Origin of the sequence: Paucisalibacillus algeriensis (genome assembly GCF_000577245.1) — a bacterium.
In the GTDB taxonomy this organism is placed as follows: Bacteria; Bacillota; Bacilli; order Bacillales; family Amphibacillaceae; genus Ornithinibacillus.
The window spans coordinates 36,378-61,221 of record NZ_CBYO010000004.1; the positions used below are offsets into that span (position 1 = coordinate 36,378).

Here is a 24,844-nt window from a genome sequence, read left to right on the forward strand (position 1 = left end):
AAATGATTCACTTAATTAATTGTCTTATTAATAATTCTCCTCTATTCACGGCAAACTATTTAGGAATTAATCATAAAAAGGAGGAATAGGAAGGATGCCTTTGAATATTACACAGAAATTAATTCAAGATCATTTGGTATCTGGTGAAATGGTCCCTGGTACCGAAATAGGATTAAGGATTGATCAAACCCTTACCCAAGATGCAACCGGAACCTTAGTGATGCTAGAACTTGAAGCAATGAAATTAGACCGAGCAAAAACGGAAGCTTCTGCTCAGTATGTTGACCATAATTTAATTCAGGAAGATAGTAAAAATCCAGATGATCATCTCTTTTTACATAGTGCCACTAGGAGGTTCGGCTTATTTTATTCAAGGCCAGGAAATGGGGTAAGTCATCCTGTCCATATGCAACGTCTTGCAAAGCCAGGAAAAACCTTATTAGGTTCTGATAGTCATACCTGTGCAAATGGCTGTATGGGAATGTTAGCAATGGGAGCAGGCGGGATTGATGTAGCATTGGCGATTGCAGGCGAACCATTTTATGTCAAAATGCCAAAGATATGGGGAATAAAACTTACTGGTAAACTTCCTGATTGGGTAAGTGCTAAAGACGTCATTTTAGAGTTATTAAGAAGGCATGATGTAAAAGGGGGAGTTGGTAAGGTAATTGAATATTATGGTCCAGGACTAGATTCACTAAGTGCGATGGATCGCCATGTTATTGCAAATATGGGAGCAGAACTAGGAGCAACAGGAACTGTTTTTCCATCTGATAAAGAAATTAAACGCTTCTTACAGGAACAAGGACGAGTTGATGATTGGATAGAGTTAGTAGCAGATGATGGTGCTACCTATGATTTAGTGGAAGAAATAAACTTGTCGGATTTGGAACCGTTAATAGCAAAGCCATCTAGTCCGGGAAATGTTGTGTCGGTAAGGGAAGTTGCCGGTACACCAATTTATCAATCCTATATAGGTTCCTCAGCAAATCCTGGTTTTCGCGACTTTGCAATAGCAGCAGAAATTGTAAAGGGTAAACAAGTGGCAGAAGATGTGTCTTTTGATATTAATCCAACCTCGAGGCAAATGCTAACAGACCTTGTGAAGGAAAGTCATATTGCTAGTCTCTTACAATCTGGTGCACGTCTTCATCAGGCAGGGTGTAACGGATGTATTGGAATGGGGCAAGCTCCAGCGACCGGACGTAATAGCCTTAGGACTACCCCAAGAAACTTCCCTGGGAGATCTGGTACTAGAGAAGATAGTGTTTTCCTATGTAGTCCTGAGACAGCTGCGGTATCTGCTCTGACAGGAGAAATTACGGATCCTAGAACTTTAGGTATGGACTACCCAAAGGTAAGGGATCCAAAGGAACCGACTATTGATGTGAATCTATTGGATCCACCTCTACCAATTGAAGAGGCAAGAAAGGTGGAATTGGAAAAAGGGCCAAACATTGCTTCCATACCAGATATGGATGAAATGCCAGATGCAATTGAAATTCCAATTCTATTAAAAATGGGTGATAACATTTCAACGGATGAAATTCTTGCTGGTGGTGCAAGAGTGTTGCCTTATAGAAGTAATTTACCTGAAATCAGTAAGTTTACCTTTGAGATTATAGATGAAACATATTACATGCGGGCAAAGGAAATAGTTAGTAAAGGTGGGCATGCCATTGTAGGTGGATTTAATTATGGGCAAGGCTCAAGTCGTGAGCATGCAGCATTAGCGCCAAGATATTTGGGGCTAAGGGTTGCAATAGTGAAAGATTTTGCTAGGATACATTGGCAGAATTTAGTTAATTTTGGTGTATTACCCTTAACATTTGTAAATGAGTCCGATTATGACATATTGGAACAAGGTGATGTACTAATTGGAAGCGGATTACGAGAAAAAATAAAGCAAGGAAATGAATTTAGCTTAATGGTAAAGGATAGTGGCTTGGAAATTAAAGTAAACCATACATTATCGAAACGTCAAATCGAAATTATGCTTAATGGTGGCATTATTAATTGGGTAAAAAATCGTAATATATCTGTCTAAGTAAAGGAGTGAATTATATAAATGATTAACCGAAATGAGCAATGTAAGGCTTGTGAAGGTGTGGGCATGCTTGCTGATGATGAAGGTTGGCAGTATCGATGCCCTATATGTGGAGGAGAGGGTACACTGCCAGATGAAGGTTCTACAGCTAAAGTTATGTCAGTCGATGAAAATAATCGCTTACTAGACTAAAAAATAGGGTGTTCTGAATTGAACACCCTATACTATCTCGTTAATGAGGTATTGTTCCTTGAACTGGTGCAAAACCGTTGATGTAGTTTTGCATATCTTCTTGTTTTAATTGAGGTACTTGGTAATATTGGTGTTTATTTTGGTACAGGAATACTTCATATGCCATTTCAATCATGTTTGGAACACTGTCAGCGAATACCCTTCTTAAGACAGGATTAGTTGACTCAAGTGCTGCCATTGTAAATGCTGATGCACTAGATTTTAGGCAACCCATCATAAAGCTAGAAACACACTGATCATTAATTTCGTTAACAGACTGTGCTGGTTTTTTAGGTTGTGATGGTGTCATACCATATAGTACATCATTTCCACTTGCCATATTATAGGTTTGAGTTTTAACAGTTGGCTCATTCCCTGTTTTAAGTGTTTCAACAAGTGTGTTATAAACTTGTGTTAAAAATGTTTTGTGTTGATTCATCATCGTTTTTAGTTGCGGGTCTTGAACATACTGCTCATAAATCATATATTGTTCCATCCCACCAACTAATCCGCTAATAGCTTCATGTGCATCAAAAAGCTCGTGACCACCATGGCTAATATTTGCAGGCATTTGGGAAGTTCCTGTTAAATTCTGCTGTTGCTGATTATTCATGTTCAAGTTTAATTACCTCCTTAAGAAGAATCAAGTATATTTTTATCTATTACAGCTGAAATATCCTAGCCATATATTAGGAAAAATGTGTTTGATTGGCATCGATGAAATTTTGTTAAGGAAGGATACTAAAAAAGGCTGCGTTAAGATGTGCCCAATGAGTTGAACCATCTGCCCACGCCACCGGAGGATGCCTCCAATCAGCTGAACCATCTGCCAAACTACCGGGAGCTTGTGCTTGTTCTCCGAATTGTGTGCCTGTTAAATGAATTTTTTCATAATAAATGCTACGATAAAGACAATGAGAATAGGGAGGGGGAAAGTATATGCAAGGAAGATTACCGATTCAAATAACGGATCGAATACATTTAATTGATGGGTTTGATATGGGGATCCCTTCAAGAACAGGTACATATGTTATTGACGAAGAAGAACTTACAATTGTTGAAACTGGACCTAGTCCCTCAATAAAACATATAAGAAAAGGCCTACAAGATTTAGGGCATACATTAAATGAGGTTAAATATATTATTCTTACACATATTCATCTAGATCATGCTGGTGGTGCAGGAGTACTAATTAAACTTTGCCCAAACGCAAAGGTGATTGTTCACCCACGAGGAAAGAGACATTTAATGGATCCTGTAAAATTAACAGGTGGGGCTAGAGCAATTTATGGGGAAAGCTTTTCTGAGTTCTTTGATCCTGTTGAACCAATTCCAGAGGAAAAGCTCATCGTAAAAGATGAAGGGGATACCCTCCAAATTGGACCAAATTGCATACTGCAATTTTTGGACACACCAGGTCATGCTCGACACCATCTTGGTATTTATGATCCGGTTAGTAATGGGATGTTTACTGGAGATACGGCAGGGGTTCGTTATGATCAACTAGATCCACTGGGAATTGATTTGTTTTTACCATCGACCTCTCCAAATCACTTTGATCCAACAGCAATGCATGAGTCTATTGACCGTATGCTTAATATGAATTTAGATTTTATCTATTTCGGTCATTTTGGTTCAACACTAAAAACGACAAAGGCATTGCATCAAGTATCAGAGTGGTTGGATATTTTTGTGGAAGAAGGAGAGCGGGTAATTGCAGAGGGGAAAGGCTATGATGTTCTTGCCGAAAGGATGTTTAATCGTGTGAAGGAACACCTTAAACAACTCCAAGTTCCTGATGATCATCCTGTTTATATTTTAATAAATTTAGATATGCAGATAAGTGCACTTGGCATAATTGATTATTTTCAAAAGCTTAAGCAATAACCATAAAAGGTAGCAATGAACTCATTCATTGCTACCTTTTATGATTTAAGGCTCATTTAATACAGCTTGTTGCCATTGAATGCAACTGTGTGGTACTACGAATTTTGGTATAGCAGCATACCCGCTACGGAAATACACTCCGCTTTCCGCGGGCACGGCCTCAGTCTCCTCGCGGAAAACAGCCTTTATATAGAAATGATTACTAGCGTAGGCAGAATACGGAGACTCCTGCGGGAGGATAGGCATAGGTGAGACCCCGCAGTGCGAAAGCACGAGGAGGCTCACCAGCCGCCCGCGGAAAGCGGAGTATTCTGCCGAAGCGGTATTATTACACTCCATTCGTTTAGAAAGGGATATTTGAAGATAGTTACCGCGCAGTTTCTATCAACCATTTGTTAAATCAATGCCCGGAAAAACATCAATCCTTTAGAAAACAGTCTATTTTAGTAAACTGATTACTAGTTAAGTTACCCGTTACTTCTAATGTCTCAATTATTTTGTTATAAGCATCTTCTACATTTTTTGCTTTAATGATCATCCGTTCACCTTGGAAGTCTTTTGTGGCATGCTCATATCTTGGGTCATAATAATGGGTAAGCAATAGCCTTGTTGCTTCTGTAAATTCTTCCTGTTTTAGAAATTCTTCGGTTTGTTTTGCTACTGGTGTATGAATTCGCTTTTTGATGATATGGAATGCCTCGAAGAACTTCTCCGGATATTCCCATGGATGGTAATCATCTAATATATTCCGAACCCTTTCCTCGATGGGCATTTGAATAATAAGCTGTATCCCTTTTTCCTTCTTCTCATAAAGGAAATCAGGTATAACCACTTTGCCAATACGCTTGCTTTCCCCTTCTACAAATACAAATGGACTATTTTTATAATCAATCATTCTTTCAACTAAGAGAGAATCAAATCTTTTTTGATTACTTGGATTTAGCCCAATATGTCCAAAGATGGAACCACGATGGTTGGCCATTTGTTCAAAGTCCATAACTGGGTATCCATTATCCGCTAATTTTTTCAAAATAGCAGTTTTACCTGTACCAGTGAATCCATTGAAGACAATAAACTCTGGTTGGAAAGTTTCTTTTTCTAAGTATTCCACAACAAAATTACGGTAAGAACGGATTCCACCTGCTAAACGGGTGGAATGGATGTCCATTAATTCAAGTACGGTCGCAGCAGTTTTACTTCTCATACCTCCTCGCCAGCAAAAGACTGTCATTGGAGTATTAATCTTTTTAAATTCACGAATATAGGCAGGAAGCTTTTGAGAAAAAATCTGTAGACCTCGCTCTTTCGCTGCATCTGGACCAACTTGTTTATAAATGGTACCAACTTCCGCTCGCTCATCATCGGTAAAAATAGGGATGTTGATACTGCCGGGTATCGTCCCTTGTTCAAATTCTTTTGGTGAGCGAACATCTACTAATGTGTGGTTTTGTTTTTTTCTTTTTTCCAATAAATCAGGTAAGGAAATATCCTGAACCATGCTTACACCTTCTCATTATTAACGAACTATAATTTTTCCGCTGTTTTCTTCTGTTATCTCTCCAATAATGCTTGCTTCAACACCATTTGCAAGTAAATCTTCGAGCAGTCGGTCTGCTTTAGTTCTTTCCACAGATATTAACAAACCTCCAGAAGTTACTGCATCACATAGGATATGTCTATCAATGGAGTCCATATCCTCTGGATAGGTTACGACATTTTCCACATGCTTGTAGTTATTTTTTGTTCCACCAGGCATGGAACCTGATTCTGCCAATTCGCGAGTTCGGGGAAGGACAGGTACTTGATCCGAATAGATAATCATACCAACATTACTTCCAATAGCCATTTCCGAACTATGACCTAATAATCCGAAGCCAGTGACGTCAGTTGAAGCATGAACTTCATAGTTTTCCATCACTTCGGCGGCAGTTTTATTTAAAGTAGTCATGACAGATGTGACGCGTTTGATTTCTTCATCCGTTAATAAATTATTTTTAATGGATGTTGTTAAAATACCAACACCAATAGGCTTTGTTAAGATGAGTTTATCACCAGGCTTTGCCCCGGTGTTTGTTCTAACTTTATTAGGATGGACAACTCCTGTTACTGCTAATCCAAATTTCGGTTCTTTATCATCGATAGAGTGTCCGCCAACTAATGTGACATTTGCTTCTTTTAGTTTGTCTCCGGCACCACGTAGAATCTCAGAAAGAATGCTTTTGTCTAATGTTGATATTGGGAATGCTACAATATTAAGTGCTGTTAGAGGTCTTCCTCCCATCGCGTAGACATCACTAATAGCATTTGCTGCAGCAACTTGACCGAAGTCATAGGGATCGTCCACGATAGGGGTAAAGAAATCCAATGTTTGTACAATGGCAATATCTTCTGTTAGTTTATAGACCCCAGCATCATCGCTCGTATCCAGACCAACTAAGAGATTCGGATCAGCGATGGGAGTAGGAAGATTCCGTAATACTTGCGATAAATCAGCAGGACCAATTTTACAACCACAACCACCTTTAGTAGATAAAGAAGTAAGTTTAACTCCACTATTTTCCATATAAATCACCTTTCTATGCGGGGTACATGTCACTTCCCGCTTTTTGTCATGATTTGTCAGACTTTATTGCATTTCGATTTCCAATACTATTGGGCAATGATCACTGCCCAAAATAGATGTATGTGCTTGGGAGTCAATCAATTTCTCTTTTAATCTTTTAGAAACAATAAAGTAATCAATTCTCCATCCAATATTGCGCTCGCGGACTGTTTTCATATACGACCACCACGTATAGATACCATCTTTATCGGGATAGAAGTGGCGAAGCGTGTCAATAAAACCAGCATCAAGAAACCGAGTCATTTTTTCACGTTCTTCATCAGTGAATCCTGAATTACCGTAATTTGTTTTGTAATTACGGATGTCAATCTCATTATGTGCCACATTAAGGTCACCGCATAACACAACAGGCTTTACTTTATCATGTGCTAATACGTGTTCGAACAAAGCGTCCTCCCATTCTAATCTTACATCCAGTCTAGCTAAGTCACGCTGTGAGTTTGGTGTATAGATATTGATGAGAAAGAAGTCTTCAAATTCCATTGTGATGATGCGACCTTCTGATTGGGAATCCTCATCACCTAAACCATACTTAACAGAAAGTGGCTGTTGTTTTGTGAAAATGGCCGTACCTGAATAGCCTTTTCGCTCGGCATAGTTCCAATATTGATAATATCCATCTAGATCAAGATTTATTTGTCCTTCTTGAAGTTTTGTTTCTTGTACACAAAAAATATCAGCATTTACACCATTAAAATAATCTAAAAAACCTTTTCGGACGCATGCACGTAGTCCGTTAACATTCCATGATACTAACTTCATAATTTCCCCTCTTATTCGCTTGTCAGTACAGTCATTACAGTACACTCAGCTATATTATTTATCCTGTAATAATCATAACACCAACTGAAGAATCGGTCATTGGAGGTGACTTTGGAAAAAATTATTAATATCATGTTGACTTGGAAAGTGTATTAATCGTATAATACACATTAGAAAGTGTATTAAGTGTTTAATACATATTTTTTTGGGAATGATGTATTAAGTGGTTAATACAGTGAACGTAGGGGAGTCATCAAGAAAAATAGGAGTTGTAGCTATGAATATAAAGATAAACAGTCGGGATCCTGTATATATTCAAGTGATTCAGTATTTTAAAGAACAAATTGCCACAGGTGTTTTAGAGCCAGGTCAAGAAATTTCATCACGGCGTGAACTAGCTAATAAGTTAAAAATTAATCCGAACACTGCACAGAGAGCATATAAGGAAATGGAGGAACAGGGTTTGATTTTTACAGAGGGGAATTTACCAAGCAGAATTACGAAAAATGAAGTGATCATTAAACAGGTTCGTGAAGAATTGATTTTAGAAGCTGTGAACACATTTATTGCTTCTGTTCAATCGATAAATGTGCCACTAGAGGAAGCAATAGGTCTAATTAAGAAAAATTATGAGAAAAACCCGGGTGGACAGGAGGGTAATCAATGATTGAAGTGAAAGATATTACCAAAAAATTTGGCAGGAAAAAGGTACTAGATGGTGTCTCCTTTACAGCAAATAAAGGAGAGATTACTTGTCTAATTGGAATAAATGGTGTAGGAAAAACAACGATTTTGAATGCCATTATGAATCTTACACCTACCAATAGTGGAGAAATTTTGATCGATGGAGAAAAGATTCATAGAGAAACCTATGAAAAAATTACGTTTATACCTGATGCGATAACGATGCTACCACAAATGAGAATTACCGATGCGATGCAGTTTATGAAGGACTTTTATCATTCTTGGAATCAAAATCGTGCGGATGAATTGATTTCATTCTTTAAATTAGACCCGAATGACCGTATTTCCTCACTTTCAAAAGGAAATACAGCAAAGGTGAATATGTTACTAGGTTTAGCACTGGATGTGGACTATCTTCTAATGGATGAACCTTTCTCAGGAATTGATATTTTTAGCCGGGAACAAATAGCTGATGTATTTACTAGTCACCTAGTAGAGGGTCGTGGTGTCATCATTACGACACATGAAATTAGTGATATCGAACACTTAATCGATAAAGCAGTGCTTTTAAATGATGGTGTCGTATTAAGAGAATTTAATGCCGAAGAGGTAAGGGAAAATGAAGGTAAGTCCATTATAGATGTGATGAGGGAGGTGTACCAGGCATGAAGAATTTTTGGAAACTAACAAACTTTGAGCTTAATCGCTTTTCTAAAATATATTTTATTTTAATTGGGTTAACATTGGCGATGCAAACAATCGGTATAGTTTTGCTATCCAGCAGTTATATGAGCGATGTGGAGGAGCAATTAGCATTAGGAAGCACGCTCGAATGGATAAAGATAAGTGTAGGAACCTTCTCTTTTAGTTCTGTAACAAGTTCCTATTGGTTTGGTGGACCAATCGTTATCTCTATTGTCTCACTATTGATTTATGTATTTTTCATCTGGTACCGTGATTGGTTTGGAAAGAATACATTTATTTATCGCCTATTAATGCTTCCGACTGCACGAATCAATGTATTTTTTGCGAAAGCCACAACAATATTTTTGATGGTTTTTGGTTTGATTTCACTTCAGTTAGTATTCATCCTAATGGAGAATGAATTATTGAAACTCATGGTTTCTGAAACATTTAGAGAAGACCAAAGCCTTAACCAAATTATTTTCAGTTTTGATTATATGGGTGTTCTTTACCCAACCTCAATTATCCAGTTTTTCATCAATTATGGAATTGGCTTTATGGCTGTATTCGTTGTGTTTACAGGTGTTTTATTTGAGAGATGCTTTCGTTTAAAAGGAATTTTATTTGGCATATTGTTTGCAGGGGTTGCACTATTCGTCTTTATTTCCCCAGTTTTATTACAAGTGACCATTTTAGAAGAGTTCTTCTATCCCAATGAAATATTTATTCTCATGGTAATTACTGGTCTAATGGTAACAACTGGTTCAATTTGGATGAGTCATTACTTGTTGAACAAGAAGATAAGGGTGTGATGAGATGGTAATAAAGCGATTTTGGAAACTAATAGCATTGTCAATCATTATTGTAGCCGTATTGGTAACGTACTTTATTCATTCTGCACTAGTTGTAGCAAGTCAATTTCCTGATTTAGAAATTAAAACAATTAGTGGTGATGAAACTACGCTAAACGATGTAGCCATCAATGGCGACTATTATCATGAGGATAATTATTCTAGTTCTCTTATTGTATCACTCGATGGATCCACTTATTATGAGGAGTTATCCTATTTTGAAAAACTAGAACCACAGTTTCCACCTAATGAGGCTACGAAAATTAAGGATAAGTATCGAAACTTTATGAGAGGAAAAATGTATAATCCATCCTCTTTCTTCGAAAATGACAATTATCTTGCTTATGTAGGTGCTGAAATATCAGATTGGAGTAAGAATCATCTACCAAAGTATTATTTAGAAGTAGATGTATTAAATAAAGAAACGAATACATCACATTCCTTCCAAACAAATTTGCCTGGTGTGAAAGAAATCCAACATGCAGATATATTGGAAGTTCACATGGACCAGGAAGATTTGAAGGTAATTGTAAACTTGAACTATTATTTGAACGACCAATATGTCGATGAAATAAAAGTTTATACATTGAGTATATCCGCTGAAGGAGTTGTGGGGGATCAAACCCTATTTGATCCACAAGAACAGAGCAATAAAGACAAATGGTCACACTTAATGTTCCTAAATGACCATAGTGAACTCGATTCCGGAAATAATCTGTTGTTACAAAAGGATATAGGTCATTATGTTGAGGTTAGTCAGAATGCTATTGCTTCGGAAGAATTAGATTCAGAGCTTTTGGAAAGAGAATTCTATATTTACAATATAAAATCAAATCAGCTACAAGAGCTTCAAATTCCACAAGAGCAATATGAAAAGCTTCTATCAAATGAATTTCATCTGAATGGATTTGTGAAGGATAATCATGCTTATATTACCTATCTAAATGAAGAAAATTTGGTTGTATTAAGTTTTAGTCTTGAAGATTTTAAAGTAGATTCAAAGCAAACATTTAATTTAACGGATCTTGGTATGGAAGGCACCAATATTAGCTTGATGGAGAATAAAATTTATGCAGTAGAAAATGGTATGGGAAATTCTGCAAAAATCTTTGTTGGAGATGTAACAACAGGAGAAATTTTATATAAAGGTGAAATTGTTCATGAACAGGAAAATGATGACAGAGATGACTTTACACTAAATTTCTATACGATTACTAAGAACTAATCATGGGAGGAAAAAACTTGATACAAATCAAAGAATTAAGTCATCATTTTGAATTAGGAAAAAAAGGTCAGAAAACCATCTTACCGGTCTTAAAAGGTATTACGATGGAAGTGGGAAAAGGAGAAATCGTTTCTGTCGTTGGAAAAAGTGGTTCTGGTAAATCTACGTTACTAAATCTAATAAGTGGGTTCATACGTCCAACTGAAGGTGAAATTAGGATTGACAGCGAGTTAGTTTCTGACCTTTCTGAAGCAAAGTTTGCTGATTTTCGTCTGGAACATATTGGATTTATATTTCAAAGCTTTCAATTAATACCTAGTATGACAGCCTATCAAAATATTGAGCTACCTTTAACCCTAAAAGGTGAAGATGAGAAAAAACGTAAAGAGATAGTTAATAGAATACTGGAGAAAGTGGGCCTAGAAGACTTTCAAGACCATTACCCAAGTGAATTATCTGGTGGTCAACAACAACGTGTTAGTATTGCAAGGGCTCTAGTACTTGAGCCAACACTAATCCTTGCAGATGAACCAACTGGCAGTTTAGATAGTGAAACAGAAGCAGAAATTTTGGAGATTATACAAAAGCTTAATCGAGAGCTTGGCATCACCTTTCTTATCATTACTCACGATGAAGAGGTTGCACAAATTGGTAATCGTACCATTTCCATCAAGGACGGTCGAATCATGGAGGGGGTTACTGCGGTATGAGATATAAGGATAAATATCGTTTTATCAGACAGAATATCAAGAAAAATCGAGCAAGAACTTTCATGACCATTTTGGCAACAGCCATGGGATGTGCATTCCTAATCGTGCTTGCATCAGTTGGATATGGCTTACAACAAAGTGTGGTAAAAGAAACATTAGAGGATCAAGTAGTAACCCAAATCCAAGTCCATGCAAAAGAAGTGGACGGCAATTTTGAAGCGATAACGATAGAAGATATAGAGAAATTAGAGAAGGTCGAACATGTAAAAGCAGTTACTAGAAGGAATCAGTTAGGACAAATTCCAATCTATACCCTTGATAATTATAAAGCGGAGACAATGGCAGTTTCCGCTCATTACCCATCCGAAGTAGCATCGGGCTTAGAACTTTCGGAGGGCAGATTACCCGAAAATCCGAATGAAGTGGTTGTTGGATATCACTTTTCTGATAAGTTATTTATAGATTCTGCAGAGAATGTTTATGATGAAGAAACTAATGAAGTAAAGGAAGAATTTCGTTTTAAGGGTAACGTAATGGATCAAACTATTACGATGACCGTGAAGCAGGATGAAGAGGGGAAAGTCAAAGAAGAGATTCAATTGACAATTGTTGGTGTCTTAGAAAAGCCAGGTAGAGAATGGATGATAGACCAAGACGTCTATATCTCGCAAGAAGTATTTGAACAAATTGAAACATTTACAGGTTCTGTTGGGGGAGTAATTGCTGCTGAACCAGATCAAATGGAAACAGGACATCTTGAGATTTTTGATCTAGTAAATGTGTATGCAGATAACCTTGAAGCTGTACAAGGTATTGTAGAAACCTTAAAGGAAGAAAATTATGCAACTTATTCTGTAGTAAGCGAAATGGAACAAATCAATACGCTATTTACCATTGCGAAGGCTGGATTAATTTTGGTTGGTACAATCGCATTAATCATTGCATCGATTGGAATTTATAACACCATGACCATGGCAGTAACAGAAAGAGCACCAGATATTGGTATTATGAAAGCAATAGGTGCCAATCCGAAAACGATTAAACAAATATTTTTATTAGAAAGTAGTTATATCGGTATTATAGGTGCCGTTATTGGAACCATTGTTGCGTATGCTACTAGTGTTTTAGTGAATATTGGATTACCGATGATATTAGAAATGGCCTTTGGGGAAGAAATGCCAGAAGGATTACAATTCTCAAGTATTCCTTTGAGTCTTGTATTAATTGCTGTAACAATCTGCCTGGTCGTTACAATCTTATCAGGAATGCGACCTGCAAAACGTGCTACACAGATAGATGTATTAAAAGCAATGCGTAGAGAAATCTAAATAAATGTGGTTGGATTGTTATAATCCAACCACATTTTTATATATTTTATTAATTTTTTCCTCGAATAAATCCATATGAACAATGCGGGCTTCTCTCAAATATTCTTTACCGTTAACAAATAGAAGTAATACTGGGACGGTGAATATTGAAAAATGCCCAGCGATTGTCTCCACTTGAGCAGCATTAACATGTGCCAATTTTATTTCAGGAAATGGAACCATTAAGTGCTGCACTTGAGGTAAAAGGCCATGGCAAACACTACAGTTTGGTCGCGAAATATATATAAAAGCTAATGTATTCGATTGGATGAATTCATCTATTTTTTCTATTGAATCTAAATTGGAAAATTGTCTCATATCCTACCTCCTACTGTTACTATATCCGAATGGAAATGATGTATGCAATTCTATGACTCTTTGGTAAAGGCTGTGGTTGGCTACTAGTCTATTTCTAGTAAAAATGAAAAAAAAACCCGGAATTAGGAGAATATGTGTTGTTTCACCAAGCTAAAAGCCAACACCGTAAAGGGTTGTGGGGAATAGTTATATAGTACTCTACTCATGGTGGGTTAATAGATTTTAGCCCTATCTCTATGAAACTAAGGAGCCAGTTATCCCTGGCTCCATTTTTTAAATATAAAAACGAAATGATAGGTTTTCCAATTATATAAAACTAGTAATGTATATTACGATAGCATAACAATTTTTAAATATCCTTTACAGGTTATTTAATTTAACATTCCTGTAATTTATTTCTACTAGAATATACTATGTTAGTTTGCTGTAATGGAGGGAAGAGATGAGACATCGAGTATGGTTTATGACGGGGATAATAATACTGCTATACATATTTTTAGCAACACCTATACATGCTGAAGAAATGGAACCTCCCCAGGTTGAGAGTGAAGCAGCTATTCTGATAGAACCGAAGACTGGTATGGTACTTTATGAGAAAAATGCAACTAAAAAAAGATATCCAGCAAGCTTAACAAAAATCGCTACTGCAATATATGCATTAGAAAATGGAAATCTAGAAGATGTGGTCACAGTTAGTGAAAATGCATATCGAACCTTAGGGTCATCTGTATATTTGGAAGTCGGAGAAGAAATTTCATTAAAGCATCTTTTAGAAGGATTACTAATAAATTCTGGAAACGATGCTGGGATAGCAATTGCAGAGAACTTGAGTGGGAATGTGGAACAATTTTCAAAGGACATAAATAATTATTTGAAAAAGTCTATTAGTGTGAGAAACACTCATTTTGAAAATCCACATGGGTTATATAACCCGAATCATTATACAACGGCAGAGGATCTAGCCAGGATAATCCAATATTCTATGAAGAATAAAGAGTTTCGTAAATTATTTGGGATGATTGAGTTAGATTGGGATGGTCTTAAATGGGATACAACACTTTATACACATCATAAACTGCTAAGAGAGATGCCGTATCCTGGTGTTACTGGTGGAAAAACTGGCTATGTTGAAGAAGCGGGCTATACACTAGCAACTACTGCAAAACGTGAAAACTTAGAGTTGGTTGTTATTACATTAAATGCTGATCAACAAATGGCATCATACCAGGATACGATGGCATTACTAGATTATGGTTTCGAAAACTTTGTACTTAAAGGTCAACAAGTAGTTGCTATGGACCAAGAAGTAAACAATAGAAAACTAGTCAATGCTAACGGATTAAATATACAAGAGAAAAAAACCGTTTCATTAAAAACGAAGGTAGATTTAATACCTCCTAGCCATGTGGATAAAGTGTCAGTTCATCTTAATACTATTCCAATTAAACATCATGATATTTTCATCATGGTAACAGTACTAATTTTACTCTGGATAAAGTTCCATAATTGGAAATCTCAAAAACTATGATGATCGTTCTGGTTCTCAATAGTAATGATTGAAACATCTTTTAATAGGACAAATATTATCGTAATAACAACAATATATAAAAAGGGATGACTACTAACTAGAATGGGTATTTTCATCTCTATATTTATGGAAGTCTCGGTTAAGTAGGATACAAGTAAAAGGATCATGATGGTGAAGAATACGAGTAATTTTATCATTGCATCTGGATTTGACAGGGGAATCATTTCTCCAAGCATAGCACCCATCATTCCTCCCATGATCCCAGAGACACTTCCTTCAATGATAGCTATAAGATTAAAGGGTAGACCTGCTATAAACCCTATTGAGAGACCAATAAGCATAGAAATAACCGTGGATGTGAATAAATCACCGTTTAATTGTAAACCTAGTATCGTACCAAATAGCAGTCCTGTCATCATACCTAATGACATGGATAATAGCATCCCATGCATGGGCTGTAAATGCTTTCGATACACTATATTGATGAGGATAACACCAATAATTTGCAATGCACATATGGTGAGAAGTAGGAATAAAATAGGTGACATTTGTGATTCTCCTTTGATTAGTTGTCCATGATTATTGTATTATTAAATCGTGACAAATATGATATACCCTATATTGGTATATTGTTCTTTTTGGTTATTTTTTGTGTTGATACTATTAAAAACAAGCTAAACTATGCTATTTTAGTTTTATGGAAAACTTTTTTCCATTAAGATTGTAATGGAAAGGACGTCTAACGTGAAAAAGACAAAAGTAGGGATTATATTTGGTGGAAAGTCTGCGGAACATGAGGTTTCACTGCAATCTGCTAAAAATATTGTAGACGCAATTAATAAAGAAAAATATGACGTTGTCTTAATTGGTATTGATAAAGATGGAAAATGGCATTTAAATGACCAATCCTCATACTTATTAGATGCTGAGAATCCTAAATTGATTGCATTAAATAAATCAAACGACAATGTGGCTATCGTACCCGGTTCTTCCACAAATCAACTCATTCATGCTGATAATGCATTAACCCTTGAACAGCTTGATGTGGTATTTCCAATTGTTCATGGAACACTTGGTGAAGACGGAAGTTTACAAGGAATGTTAAGAATGGCAAACTTACCGTTTGTGGGACCTAGTGTTTTAGGTTCTTCCGTATGCATGGATAAAGATATAGCGAAAAGATTATTGAATGCTGCTGGTATACATGTTGCAAAAGGAATTACGGTTAAGCGACCGAATAAAGAACAGCTAAATTTTGAAGAAGTAAGTGGATTGCTTGGAACACCGATGTTTATCAAGCCAGCAAACCAAGGATCTTCCGTAGGAGTTAGTAAGGTTAAAACCGAAGAAGAATTCAAGGCTGCAATCGAATCAGCGTTTCAATATGATCATAAAGTTGTAATTGAAGAGAACATTGTTGGCCGTGAAATAGAGTGTGCCGTGCTAGGTAATGATGAACCCATGGCATCTATCCCAGGTGAAATATTGCCAAACACTGATTTCTATTCTTATGAGTCTAAATATATTGATGAAAAAGGTGCAGATCTAGCTATTCCAGCAGACCTTACAGATGAACAAGTGAAGAGGGTTCAAGAGGCTGCTATTGAAGCATTTAATACATTGGAATGCGAAGGCCTAGCCCGTGTTGACTTTTTCTTAACGGAAAATAATGAGTTATATGTAAATGAAGTCAATACATTACCAGGATTTACAAAAATAAGTATGTATCCAAAACTATGGGAAATAAGTGGTATCCCTTATTCAGAATTAATTAGCCGTTTAATAGATTTGGCGATTGAAAGACATCAAAAGGATGCAAATTTAAAAAGTACAGTATGGGAATAACACTTCCCGCAGGATAAGACACTTTTATCACGAATTACAAGTTTAGTTTTTGTATGGATAAAAAAAGTTTAGAAAATTACGTAAAAGTTGTTTACAAACAATCCAAGAGTGGATATAATTACCATGTTAGTTAAAAAATTCTTAAGGAGGTCGAATGAAATGAACTTTATCGTTAATTGTATGTTACAAACAACAACTTCAAAAATTAATAATTACGCATTCGACCATATCGATATGGATCGCTTAAGGTTTTTTAACCACAGTTAGGGAAGTAAAACCACTTTCCGCACGTTTAAGAAAAACTAACACATTCGCTAAAAGATGAGTGAATACCAGTTTTTCTAATAAATTAAGCATACCCATACCGTAGGGAGAATTGTGTCCCTGCGGTATTTTTTGTGCCTTTTTATCGCAGGGGGAGTCTCTCTGCGGTTTTTTCATGTTTTGTGGTATATAAGGAGGTGATTTGGAATGACGTTAAACATATTATTTTTCACGATAACTATTAGAAAACGGGAGACTACTATTGAGGAAGCACTTCATAATGAGAATGTTCAAAGAATTTATGAAGAGAACAAAAGAAAAGTTGCCTATTTTACTGGTCTATAAGTATTTGATGTTCTTAATAAATTGGAAAGGTGGGAATAAAAATGATTTATATGATTCAAGGACGTAAGGCAGCTTTGTGGGTGGAGAAAGACACAACCTAACTAGTCTTAACTTTTACTATCCCTGGTGAAATTGACAGCATAATTGAAATGTAAATGACAATAAAGTTCCAATCAGTATAACCCCGTTCTAACCAGGACGGGGTTAAATTGTATCTTAACCAACCTGGAAAGTACTAAATTTGTCTCTCACTGCAATTCGATCTTTCTTCTCCGGTAGCTCATCAAAATATCCCATATGCAAGAAGCCGATAATTCTCTCGTCTTCCTTTACATGAAGAATTTCTTCCACTTTTGGATCATAAATATGTGGGTTAGTTTTCCAAACAACACCAAGCTCTTGCTCCCAAGCTAGAAGTTGGAAGTTTTGAATCATACAAGAAGTTGCTCCAAAGTTTTCATCCTGTTTTTTCTGACTGTCACCTTTTTCCATGATTACAACAAGAATAGCGCTGGGTTCATTTAAATAGTTTTCACGATTTTCTTGTCTTTCCTCAGGGTAGGTGCTTGCAATCTTTTTAGCAAAGCCTTCCTTTTGATTTTCTCCTACAAAAATAAATCTCCAGGGTTGTCTCATTCCATGAGTAGGAGCCCAAATGGCATCCTCTAATAGTTCGGTAACGGTTTCTTCTGCCACTATTTTATCGTTATAACCTCTTTTAATAGATCGGCGCTCTCTAATAATTTCAGCTAAATCTGCCTGTTTTTTTAGTACTTGCATGTCTAACACCTCTTTGTGCTATTGTGATGTTGTCCAGTTTTGCGACTGATAATCATTTTCAATTAACATAGTATATGATTTAGTACTGAAAAGCAAATCCATTTGGAAAATATTTTTTATTATTGCAAGGAAGCTCCTCATGTGCTAAAAATCACGTACAGTTTACTTAAAAAAGGTGTATGATAGAGTCAGATGAATGATATTGGAGGTTCTACTATGTCATTTTATGAGGTTCTAGTCTTTATTCATATATTTTCAGCAATTTTAGGAATGGGTCCAGGATTTATGATGATCCTTGTTGTCTCAAAGTCATCCAATTTAACAGAACTAAGACATTCATACGCCATTCGAAATCGACTTCATATTTTTACGATGATTGGGGGTACCTTGTTATTGATCTCAGGACTTTTAATGGGTGCTATTCATACAAATCTATTTCAGCAAGGTTGGTATGTAACTAGTTTAGTATTGTTCCTAGTAGCTTTGGCATTTGGACCGTTATTGCTATCTCCGAGATCAAAGCCAATTAAAAAGTTATTAAAGGAAGCAAGAGGAGAAGATATACCAGTAGGATATGGAGCTTTGGCCAAGAAGTTATTTTTTGTGGAAAGAATGGAAAATATTATTTTCTTAGTTATTATTGCATTAATGATATTAAAACCATTTTGAGAAAAGCGTCCCAATGTTGGGGCGCTTTTTATGAGTCGGGATGATCCAAATCACAAATCCTACAGAAGAATATGTATACCACCACCACTTGGCGATATCAAACGAATACCTCGCCTAACAATCTATGGTAAAATAGGACAAATAACCAAAGTGTAGGAGGAAAAAGAATGAAAGAGTGGACGAGGGAAATAGAAATTAATGCACCAATTGACCAAGTGTGGAAGCTATTTGATGGAAGTCTAGAAGACATGCGAAAAGTCATGCCCAATGTAGTAGAGAATACACTTGTAAAAGAGACAGAGAATTTCGTAGGAACAGTTTACCGTCAGAAATATCGTGAGGGAAAAAGGGTTCAAGAATATGATGTAGAAACATTAGAATATCAGAATGATGAAGACTATAAGAGAGTGAAAGTTGGATTCAATTTGGCAAATGTATTCGAAATTACGGCTACATATGAATTGAAAAAGATTGATGACAACAAAACCCATTTCCGTTATACAACAACTAATAATCCTTTGAAGTGGTTCGTGAAAATACTAGTAAAATTAGCGAATAGTGATAAGGTCGTTGTACAATTTGTGGAACGTGTGAAAAAGGTTGCTGAAGCGGAAGTAGCTGTTACAGAGTAATTCTTTGGAGGGCTTGAGATGGGAAAAAGGATATACCTTGTAAGACATTGTAAAGCGGAAGGGCAAAATGTCGAAGCCAAGCTTACAGAGGAAGGTATTCACCAAGCAAAGGTATTAGTAGATTTCTTTTCAGAAATAAAAATAGACCGGATGATCACTAGTCCATTCACCCGAGCTATAGAATCAATCTTGCCGCTTTCAAAAGAAAGAGGAATCCCGATAGAAATTGATAAACGTCTATCAGAACGAATATTGAGCACGGAGAACCTTGTAGATTGGCAGGAGAAGCTAAAGGATAGTTTCGATGATTTGGATATCTGTTATCATGGCGGTGAATCGAGTAGGGAAGCGATGAATCGTGGGATGGAAGTAATAGATGATCTCATAAAAAGTGATCAGGAGAATACCCTAATCACAACACATGGAAATCTAATGGCATTATTATTAAAATCAGTTGACCCTAGTTTTGGCTTTAACGAATGGAAAAAGTTAAGCAACCCCGATATCTATCTTCTGGAACCGGACATTTCATCCATTAAAAGATTATGGAATTAAAAAAAGGATATCTCAGAATGGCGAATTGCCCTAACGAGATATCCTATAGTTTAGTTTGTTAGTATTTCTTCTATATATTCTTCTAACGTTATTTTGCGTTCCATGATTTCAGTTGCTGCTTTAACACCGACATAACGTAAATGCCATGGTTCATATTGATAACCGGTAATAGCTTCTTTTCCTTTTGGATAACGGATAATAAAGCCATAATCTGCAGCATGCTCCTCAATCCAGATACCTTCTTCAGTTTCACCAAATTCTACTACTAATGCATAATTCACATGTGGACTTGTTACATCCATTGTTAATCCAGATTGGTGTTCACTTTCACCTGGTCTAGCGCTGAAGTTGTTTGCTTGTTCCTCACCGTGATTACTTACATAGGAGGCAAATAAAACATCCTGTCTTTCATAAGAACGATAACCAGATTGCGCAAATAAGTCGAGGCTTTCTTTGTCTGCATCAGTAAACATTTTTTCTAACGCATCAGCTGCAACTTTTCGCATTTGCTTTTTCGGGACATCTTCCACAAATGGGAAGCGAACTTCCGGGATTACTAAATCACTTGGGACATATTCTGCAGGTAAAGCATGCTGTTTATTAACCAGAGAAAGTACTTCATAGGGATTTCCTATGACAACCGTGTCATCATCTAAGTATTCCTCCTCTAGTAGGGGCAATCCCTCACCAGGAGTAATAGTTGATTCCTTATCCAGAAACCCCTCTAATGCAAGTTTTGTTTGTTCATCATAAATTCCTGTAATCCAAAGCTCATCCGATTGAATCTGAAAATCAGTGATGGCCCATACAGTTTCCAAATCATACACTTTAGACGGGCTAATCTCGTAACCTATTTTTGTTAATGCTTTTTGTAATACTAGTATTTCTTCACCCTGGTCACCTTTTTGTAGCTCTTGTGATGGAAGAACTATTACCTCTTCTTCCACTACAGGATCTTCTTCAGCGTCTGGATTATTTTGCTCTTCATTTGGTTCATTATCAATGATAGTATCTTTTGGATCCTTTTCCACACTAACGTCTGTATTTTGACTACAAGCAGCTAATAACATCAGCAAGCTACCAATTAAAAGTATAGTAAGAACTTTGTTGTTCATCATAGAGGTTCTCTCTCCCTTTTGGAACGAAAATATCATAAACTATTATACTACTTAGTGGTGGCAATAAGGTTAAAAACTTAAAAAAACTATTTTGGCATAGGTGGATATTATTGGTAAAAACTATTATAATGTTTGTGCAGGGATTAAATTGTGCTTTTTCAGAGTTGAAAGGGAGGAAGCATAATGAACAAATTATTAGATAGAAAAGTAGAAGAAGTTGTTTCAGAAGTAGGTTTTTCAGGAGTGATACAGGTTCATCATAACGGTACTGTTTTGCATGAATCAGCACATGGCTATTCCAATCGATCGGAGAAATTAAAAAATACACCGAATACACGATTTGGAATTGCATCAGGTTGCAAAGTCTTCACTGCGGTAGGTATCGGTATTTTAGTAGATGAAGGGAAATTATCCTTCCAAACTAGATTGGAAGATTGCTTGGATATTGACTTTCCTCATTTCTCTAAGGATGTCACCATTCAACATTTACTCACACATACTTCTGGAATGCCGGATTACTTTGATGAGTCTGTCATGGAGGATTTTGCTGAGCTTTGGTTAGAACGGCCAATGTACTTGATGCAAAATCTGAAAGACTTTCTGCCAATGTTTCAAAGTCGTGAAATGATTTTCAATCCAGGTGAAAAGTTCCACTATAATAATGCCGGTTTTATCGTGTTAGGGCTTGTTATTGAACAAATTTCTGGCATGAGCTTTACCGACTTTATCGAATCAAAAGTATTTGCAAAAGCGGGGATGAACCATTCAGGTTATTTCTCTTTAGACCAATTACCTGGGGATACTGCAATTGGTTATATAGATGATAAGGAGAATGGAACTTGGAAAAGCAATATCTACTCCATACCAGTCAAAGGTGGAGCTGATGGTGGTGCATTTATTACAGCTGACGATATGATGAAGTTTTGGAATGCATTATTTGGTAATAAACTTTTATCCAAAGATACAACAGAAAAACTTCTAACACCACATGCTGAAAGTGGCGAAGATGAGTATTATGGTTATGGAATTTGGATTGATATGCAGGACGGTAATATAACAAGACAACATGTTATGGGATATGATCCTGGCGTTAATTTCCATGCTGCTGTATATCCAAACGGCCATAAGGTAGTAATTACTTCTAACCAGAGTGATGGAGCCTACGATATCATGCTAGCAATAGAAGAAGTTATTTCTTAGCGGTAGGCACATATTCCACCTCTACTACATATCTTTAAAGAAGATATACGTAGAGGAGTGGGAGAAATGGCTGAGATAGCATCTTTGCAACATGCATCTGATAAGAATTCTACGGGAATAATTACTTTTATCTTGTTTTGGTGTGCTTTAATTGTGGTATCTAGTGCATATGTAACGACACCACTCTTTTCTGTCTTTGAAAATACGTTTCAAGTATCGAAAACGATGTCTGCTTGGACTAGCAGCTCGTTTTCTTTTTTTTATGCAGTGGGATTCTTATTGTTTGGTCCACTAGCTGATCGAATTGGAAGGAAACCGGTTATTTTGTTTGGGTTAGCCTCTTTAGCGATTGTAACACCATTTATTGGTTTAACGCATAGCTTTGGAGGACTTGTAGCACTACGAGGTTTACAGGGGTTTATTGCATCAACATTTGCACCATCTGCCTTGGCATACGCTTTTGATGTTATTCCATCAAAAAAACTGGTGACAACTATTGGATTTATCAGTTTTGGATACGTGACATCCGGAATAATAGGGCAAGTGCTAGCCGATGTATTATACCAATGGGGAAGTTGGGAATTGGTCTTTTATGTATTCGGAGTTTTGTATTTCCTTACATTTTTAGCTGTGTTACTACTTTTACCAACACCAAATAAGCTAAATCATAAAGAAGGAATTAAGTTTTATGTTTACCATAGTAAGTTAATTTTTAAGCAGAGAAATTTTTTATTAATCTATGCCATAACGATTATGCTTTTGTTAACTTTTATGGGAATGTATACGTTATTGGGGAGTTTCCTAGGTGGGGAACCTTTCCATATGAATGAAAAAGAAATTTTAGGTATAAGAGCAATTGGTATTATTGGCATGTTGATATCACCGTTTGTAGGTATGGTTGTCAAGAAAATTGGGGTGCTCACAACATTAAGAACTGGTCTAATATTATCAGCTATTGGCCTGTTCCTTATAGGAATTGGAGATAGTATTGTCTTTCTTATCCTGATGAGTATCATTTTTGTATTTGGTATATCATTAATTTTCCCGGCAATTATGGTACTAATAGGTGAACTAGGTGGAGAGAGAAGGGCACTTGCCAATGCTTACTACGCGTTTATCCTATTTTTGGGCGCGATGCTCGGACCAATCGTGGCGATATATTTATTGACCATAGGAAGTTACTTTACAACATTTTTAATACTTTCACTCATGTTGGTAGTAGGCTTTATCTTATCGGTGTTTATAAAAGTTAAGCTATCCTAGGAGATTCCCAGGATAGCCCTTTCGTTTTATTTTGCTTCAAACAATTTACAAATCTCTACGATAACTTCAGTTGATTTAATCATATTATCTACAGAGATGTATTCAAATTTTCCATGGAAGTTTTCTCCACCTGTGAAAATGTTTGGTGTTGGTAATCCCATATATGATAATTGTGAACCATCTGTACCGCCACGAACTGGTTCGATAATTGGTTCAATATCAAGATTTTGCATTGCTTGTTTGGCAACTTCTACAATTTCCATTACCGGTTCAATTTTTTCACGCATATTGTAGTATTGGTCATTCATTTCTAGTTCAACACTAGCTTCACCGTACTTAGCTTTCATTTCTTCAACAAATCCTGTTAGTGTCGCTTTCTTATTTTCAAACTTTTCACGATCATGGTCACGAATGATGTAGTAAACACGAGTGTTTTCTACGTCGCCATTAATGGAGATAAGGTGATAAAAGCCTTCATATCCTTCTGTTTGTTCAGGGGATTCCTGTTCTGGAAACTTACTTATAAATTCTGCCGCCATTTTACCAGCGTTCACCATTTTATTTTTTGCAGTTCCGGGGTGGACACTGTTCCCCTTAAACGAAACTTTTGCTGCTGCTGCATTGAAACTTTCGTATTGAAGTTCCCCTAGCGGACCACCATCTATGGTATATGCGAAATCGGCGTTAAAGCGTTCGACATTAAATTTATGTGGTCCACGACCAATTTCCTCATCTGGAGTGAAAGCAACACGTATTTTTCCATGTTTCACTTCAGGATGTTTAATTAAATAATCCATTGCTGTCATGATTTCAGCAATACCAGCTTTGTTATCAGCACCTAATAGAGTTGTACCGTCAGTTGTAATTAATGTGTGTCCCTTATAACTAGGCAGCTCAGGGAACTCTTTTGCAGATAATACTACATTTAGTTCTTTGTTTAAAACAATGTCATTTCCATCAAAGTTTTCCACGATTTGTGGCTTAACATTTTTTCCAGTAAAATCAGTAGCTGTATCTACGTGAGCAAGGAATCCAATTGTTGGTACTTCTTTATCGGTGTTAGAAGGTAGGGTTGCAAATACATACCCGTTTGCATCGATTGTTACGTCTTGCATACCGATTTCGTTTAACTCATTAACAAGTAGTTTAGCTAAGTCTAATTGACCGGGAGTAGACGGGGTTGTTTCATTATCCTCATTTGATTGTGTATCTACTTTTACATATGTAGTAAAACGTTTGATAATATCCTTTTTCAA

Annotated in this window: 26 protein-coding genes; 17 read left to right on the top strand and 9 right to left on the bottom strand. The window is 36.4% G+C overall.

The genetic code is table 11. The features are described 5' to 3' along the window. The first annotated feature begins 94 nt into the window (after positions 1 to 94). Both TY11_RS01745 and TY11_RS20610 read left to right on the top strand, forming a co-directional pair. Positions 95 to 2,047 (top strand): aconitate hydratase, encoded by a 1,953-nt coding sequence (locus TY11_RS01745; RefSeq protein WP_042142263.1) that lies wholly within the window; start codon positions 95 to 97, stop codon positions 2,045 to 2,047. Positions 2,048 to 2,068: 21 nt separating this feature from the next. Further along, positions 2,069 to 2,239: a hypothetical protein gene (locus TY11_RS20610; protein WP_197025044.1), complete on the top strand. Its 171-nt coding sequence runs from the start codon at positions 2,069 to 2,071 to the stop codon at positions 2,237 to 2,239. A gap of 40 nt (positions 2,240 to 2,279) precedes the next feature. Here TY11_RS20610 and TY11_RS01750 read toward each other — a convergent pair whose 3' ends face one another. After that, on the bottom strand, positions 2,280 to 2,891 hold the full coding sequence (locus tag TY11_RS01750; protein WP_042142453.1) for a spore coat protein: 612 nt from the start codon (positions 2,889 to 2,891) through the stop codon (positions 2,280 to 2,282). Positions 2,892 to 3,217: 326 nt separating this feature from the next. On the opposite strand from TY11_RS01750, the gene TY11_RS01755 reads away from it, so the two are divergent. Then, positions 3,218 to 4,165, top strand: a complete 948-nt coding sequence (locus TY11_RS01755; protein WP_042142265.1) for an MBL fold metallo-hydrolase — start codon at positions 3,218 to 3,220, stop codon at positions 4,163 to 4,165. Between the two features lie 418 nt (positions 4,166 to 4,583). Here the strand turns inward: TY11_RS01755 and mnmH are convergent, their stop codons facing one another. The 3 genes from mnmH to TY11_RS01775 all read right to left on the bottom strand — a co-directional run bounded on the left by mnmH (position 4,584) and on the right by TY11_RS01775 (position 7,550). Next, positions 4,584 to 5,663 carry a tRNA 2-selenouridine(34) synthase MnmH gene (mnmH, locus tag TY11_RS01765; protein ID WP_042142268.1) on the bottom strand — a complete coding sequence of 360 codons (1,080 nt, stop codon included), beginning with the start codon at positions 5,661 to 5,663 and terminating at the stop codon, positions 4,584 to 4,586. A gap of 18 nt (positions 5,664 to 5,681) precedes the next feature. Next, positions 5,682 to 6,728: a selenide, water dikinase SelD gene (gene selD, locus TY11_RS01770; protein WP_042142269.1), complete on the bottom strand. Its 1,047-nt coding sequence runs from the start codon at positions 6,726 to 6,728 to the stop codon at positions 5,682 to 5,684. Positions 6,729 to 6,791: 63 nt separating this feature from the next. Next, positions 6,792 to 7,550 (bottom strand): exodeoxyribonuclease III, encoded by a 759-nt coding sequence (locus tag TY11_RS01775; RefSeq protein WP_042142270.1) that lies wholly within the window; start codon positions 7,548 to 7,550, stop codon positions 6,792 to 6,794. A gap of 277 nt (positions 7,551 to 7,827) precedes the next feature. On the opposite strand from TY11_RS01775, the gene TY11_RS01780 reads away from it, so the two are divergent. The 6 genes from TY11_RS01780 to TY11_RS01805 are packed head-to-tail and all read left to right on the top strand — an operon-like array spanning position 7,828 to position 13,032. Continuing rightward, positions 7,828 to 8,217, top strand: coding sequence for a GntR family transcriptional regulator (locus TY11_RS01780; RefSeq protein WP_042142272.1), 390 nt, complete (start codon positions 7,828 to 7,830; stop codon positions 8,215 to 8,217). Further along, a complete protein-coding gene (locus TY11_RS01785) occupies positions 8,214 to 8,903 on the top strand; it encodes an ABC transporter ATP-binding protein (RefSeq protein ID WP_042142274.1) in 690 nt (229 codons plus the stop codon). The genes TY11_RS01780 and TY11_RS01785 overlap by 4 nt, the downstream gene beginning before the upstream one ends. Further along, on the top strand, positions 8,900 to 9,730 hold the full coding sequence (locus TY11_RS01790) for a hypothetical protein (protein WP_042142275.1): 831 nt from the start codon (positions 8,900 to 8,902) through the stop codon (positions 9,728 to 9,730). Before TY11_RS01785 ends, TY11_RS01790 begins: the two co-directional genes overlap by 4 nt. A gap of 4 nt (positions 9,731 to 9,734) precedes the next feature. Then, positions 9,735 to 10,994: a hypothetical protein gene (locus TY11_RS01795; protein WP_042142278.1), complete on the top strand. Its 1,260-nt coding sequence runs from the start codon at positions 9,735 to 9,737 to the stop codon at positions 10,992 to 10,994. 17 nt (positions 10,995 to 11,011) lie between these two features. Beyond that, positions 11,012 to 11,704 (top strand): ABC transporter ATP-binding protein, encoded by a 693-nt coding sequence (locus tag TY11_RS01800; protein ID WP_042142279.1) that lies wholly within the window; start codon positions 11,012 to 11,014, stop codon positions 11,702 to 11,704. Beyond that, positions 11,701 to 13,032: an ABC transporter permease gene (locus TY11_RS01805; RefSeq protein WP_042142280.1), complete on the top strand. Its 1,332-nt coding sequence runs from the start codon at positions 11,701 to 11,703 to the stop codon at positions 13,030 to 13,032. The genes TY11_RS01800 and TY11_RS01805 overlap by 4 nt, the downstream gene beginning before the upstream one ends. Positions 13,033 to 13,050: 18 nt before the next feature. Here TY11_RS01805 and TY11_RS01810 read toward each other — a convergent pair whose 3' ends face one another. Continuing rightward, the gene (locus TY11_RS01810) at positions 13,051 to 13,389 is read right to left on the bottom strand and encodes a thioredoxin family protein (protein ID WP_042142281.1); all 339 of its coding nucleotides are present in this window, start codon (positions 13,387 to 13,389) and stop codon (positions 13,051 to 13,053) included. Positions 13,390 to 13,831: 442 nt separating this feature from the next. On the opposite strand from TY11_RS01810, the gene TY11_RS01815 reads away from it, so the two are divergent. After that, a complete protein-coding gene (locus TY11_RS01815) occupies positions 13,832 to 14,917 on the top strand; it encodes a D-alanyl-D-alanine carboxypeptidase family protein (protein WP_052345688.1) in 1,086 nt (361 codons plus the stop codon). Here the strand turns inward: TY11_RS01815 and TY11_RS19725 are convergent. Beyond that, a complete protein-coding gene (locus TY11_RS19725; RefSeq protein WP_052345689.1) occupies positions 14,905 to 15,465 on the bottom strand; it encodes a hypothetical protein in 561 nt (186 codons plus the stop codon). The genes TY11_RS01815 and TY11_RS19725 overlap by 13 nt on opposite strands. A 196-nt stretch (positions 15,466 to 15,661) precedes the next feature. Here TY11_RS19725 and ddlA point away from each other — a divergent pair, with 196 nt between their 5' ends. Then, positions 15,662 to 16,762, top strand: coding sequence for a D-alanine--D-alanine ligase (gene ddlA / locus TY11_RS01825; protein ID WP_042142282.1), 1,101 nt, complete (start codon positions 15,662 to 15,664; stop codon positions 16,760 to 16,762). A 471-nt stretch (positions 16,763 to 17,233) separates the two neighbouring features. Beyond that, complete coding sequence (locus tag TY11_RS20005; protein ID WP_081755794.1) at positions 17,234 to 17,371, top strand: YrzI family small protein; 138 nt, start codon at positions 17,234 to 17,236, stop codon at positions 17,369 to 17,371. A gap of 216 nt (positions 17,372 to 17,587) precedes the next feature. Here the strand turns inward: TY11_RS20005 and TY11_RS01830 are convergent, their stop codons facing one another. Continuing rightward, on the bottom strand, positions 17,588 to 18,151 hold the full coding sequence (locus TY11_RS01830; RefSeq protein ID WP_042142283.1) for a nitroreductase family protein: 564 nt from the start codon (positions 18,149 to 18,151) through the stop codon (positions 17,588 to 17,590). A 216-nt stretch (positions 18,152 to 18,367) separates the two neighbouring features. On the opposite strand from TY11_RS01830, the gene TY11_RS01835 reads away from it, so the two are divergent. From TY11_RS01835 to TY11_RS01845, 3 genes are all read left to right on the top strand, one after another. After that, a complete protein-coding gene (locus TY11_RS01835; protein WP_042142285.1) occupies positions 18,368 to 18,820 on the top strand; it encodes a DUF2269 family protein in 453 nt (150 codons plus the stop codon). A 167-nt stretch (positions 18,821 to 18,987) separates the two neighbouring features. After that, complete coding sequence (locus TY11_RS01840) at positions 18,988 to 19,452, top strand: SRPBCC family protein (protein ID WP_042142287.1); 465 nt, start codon at positions 18,988 to 18,990, stop codon at positions 19,450 to 19,452. Positions 19,453 to 19,470: 18 nt separating this feature from the next. Next, positions 19,471 to 20,007 (top strand): histidine phosphatase family protein, encoded by a 537-nt coding sequence (locus tag TY11_RS01845; protein ID WP_042142289.1) that lies wholly within the window; start codon positions 19,471 to 19,473, stop codon positions 20,005 to 20,007. A gap of 50 nt (positions 20,008 to 20,057) precedes the next feature. Here TY11_RS01845 and TY11_RS01850 read toward each other — a convergent pair whose 3' ends face one another. After that, positions 20,058 to 21,125 (bottom strand): D-alanyl-D-alanine carboxypeptidase family protein, encoded by a 1,068-nt coding sequence (locus TY11_RS01850; RefSeq protein ID WP_042142291.1) that lies wholly within the window; start codon positions 21,123 to 21,125, stop codon positions 20,058 to 20,060. Positions 21,126 to 21,308: 183 nt separating this feature from the next. On the opposite strand from TY11_RS01850, the gene TY11_RS01855 reads away from it, so the two are divergent. Together TY11_RS01855 and TY11_RS01860 are read left to right on the top strand one after the other, a co-directional pair. After that, entirely contained in the window at positions 21,309 to 22,325 is a 1,017-nt protein-coding gene (locus TY11_RS01855; protein ID WP_042142293.1) for a serine hydrolase domain-containing protein, read from the top strand. 66 nt (positions 22,326 to 22,391) lie between these two features. Further along, positions 22,392 to 23,588, top strand: a complete 1,197-nt coding sequence (locus TY11_RS01860) for an MFS transporter (RefSeq protein WP_042142295.1) — start codon at positions 22,392 to 22,394, stop codon at positions 23,586 to 23,588. Between the two features lie 26 nt (positions 23,589 to 23,614). Here TY11_RS01860 and pepT read toward each other — a convergent pair whose 3' ends face one another. Beyond that, positions 23,615 to 24,844 (bottom strand): peptidase T, encoded by a 1,230-nt coding sequence (gene pepT, locus TY11_RS01865; RefSeq protein WP_042142297.1) that lies wholly within the window; start codon positions 24,842 to 24,844, stop codon positions 23,615 to 23,617.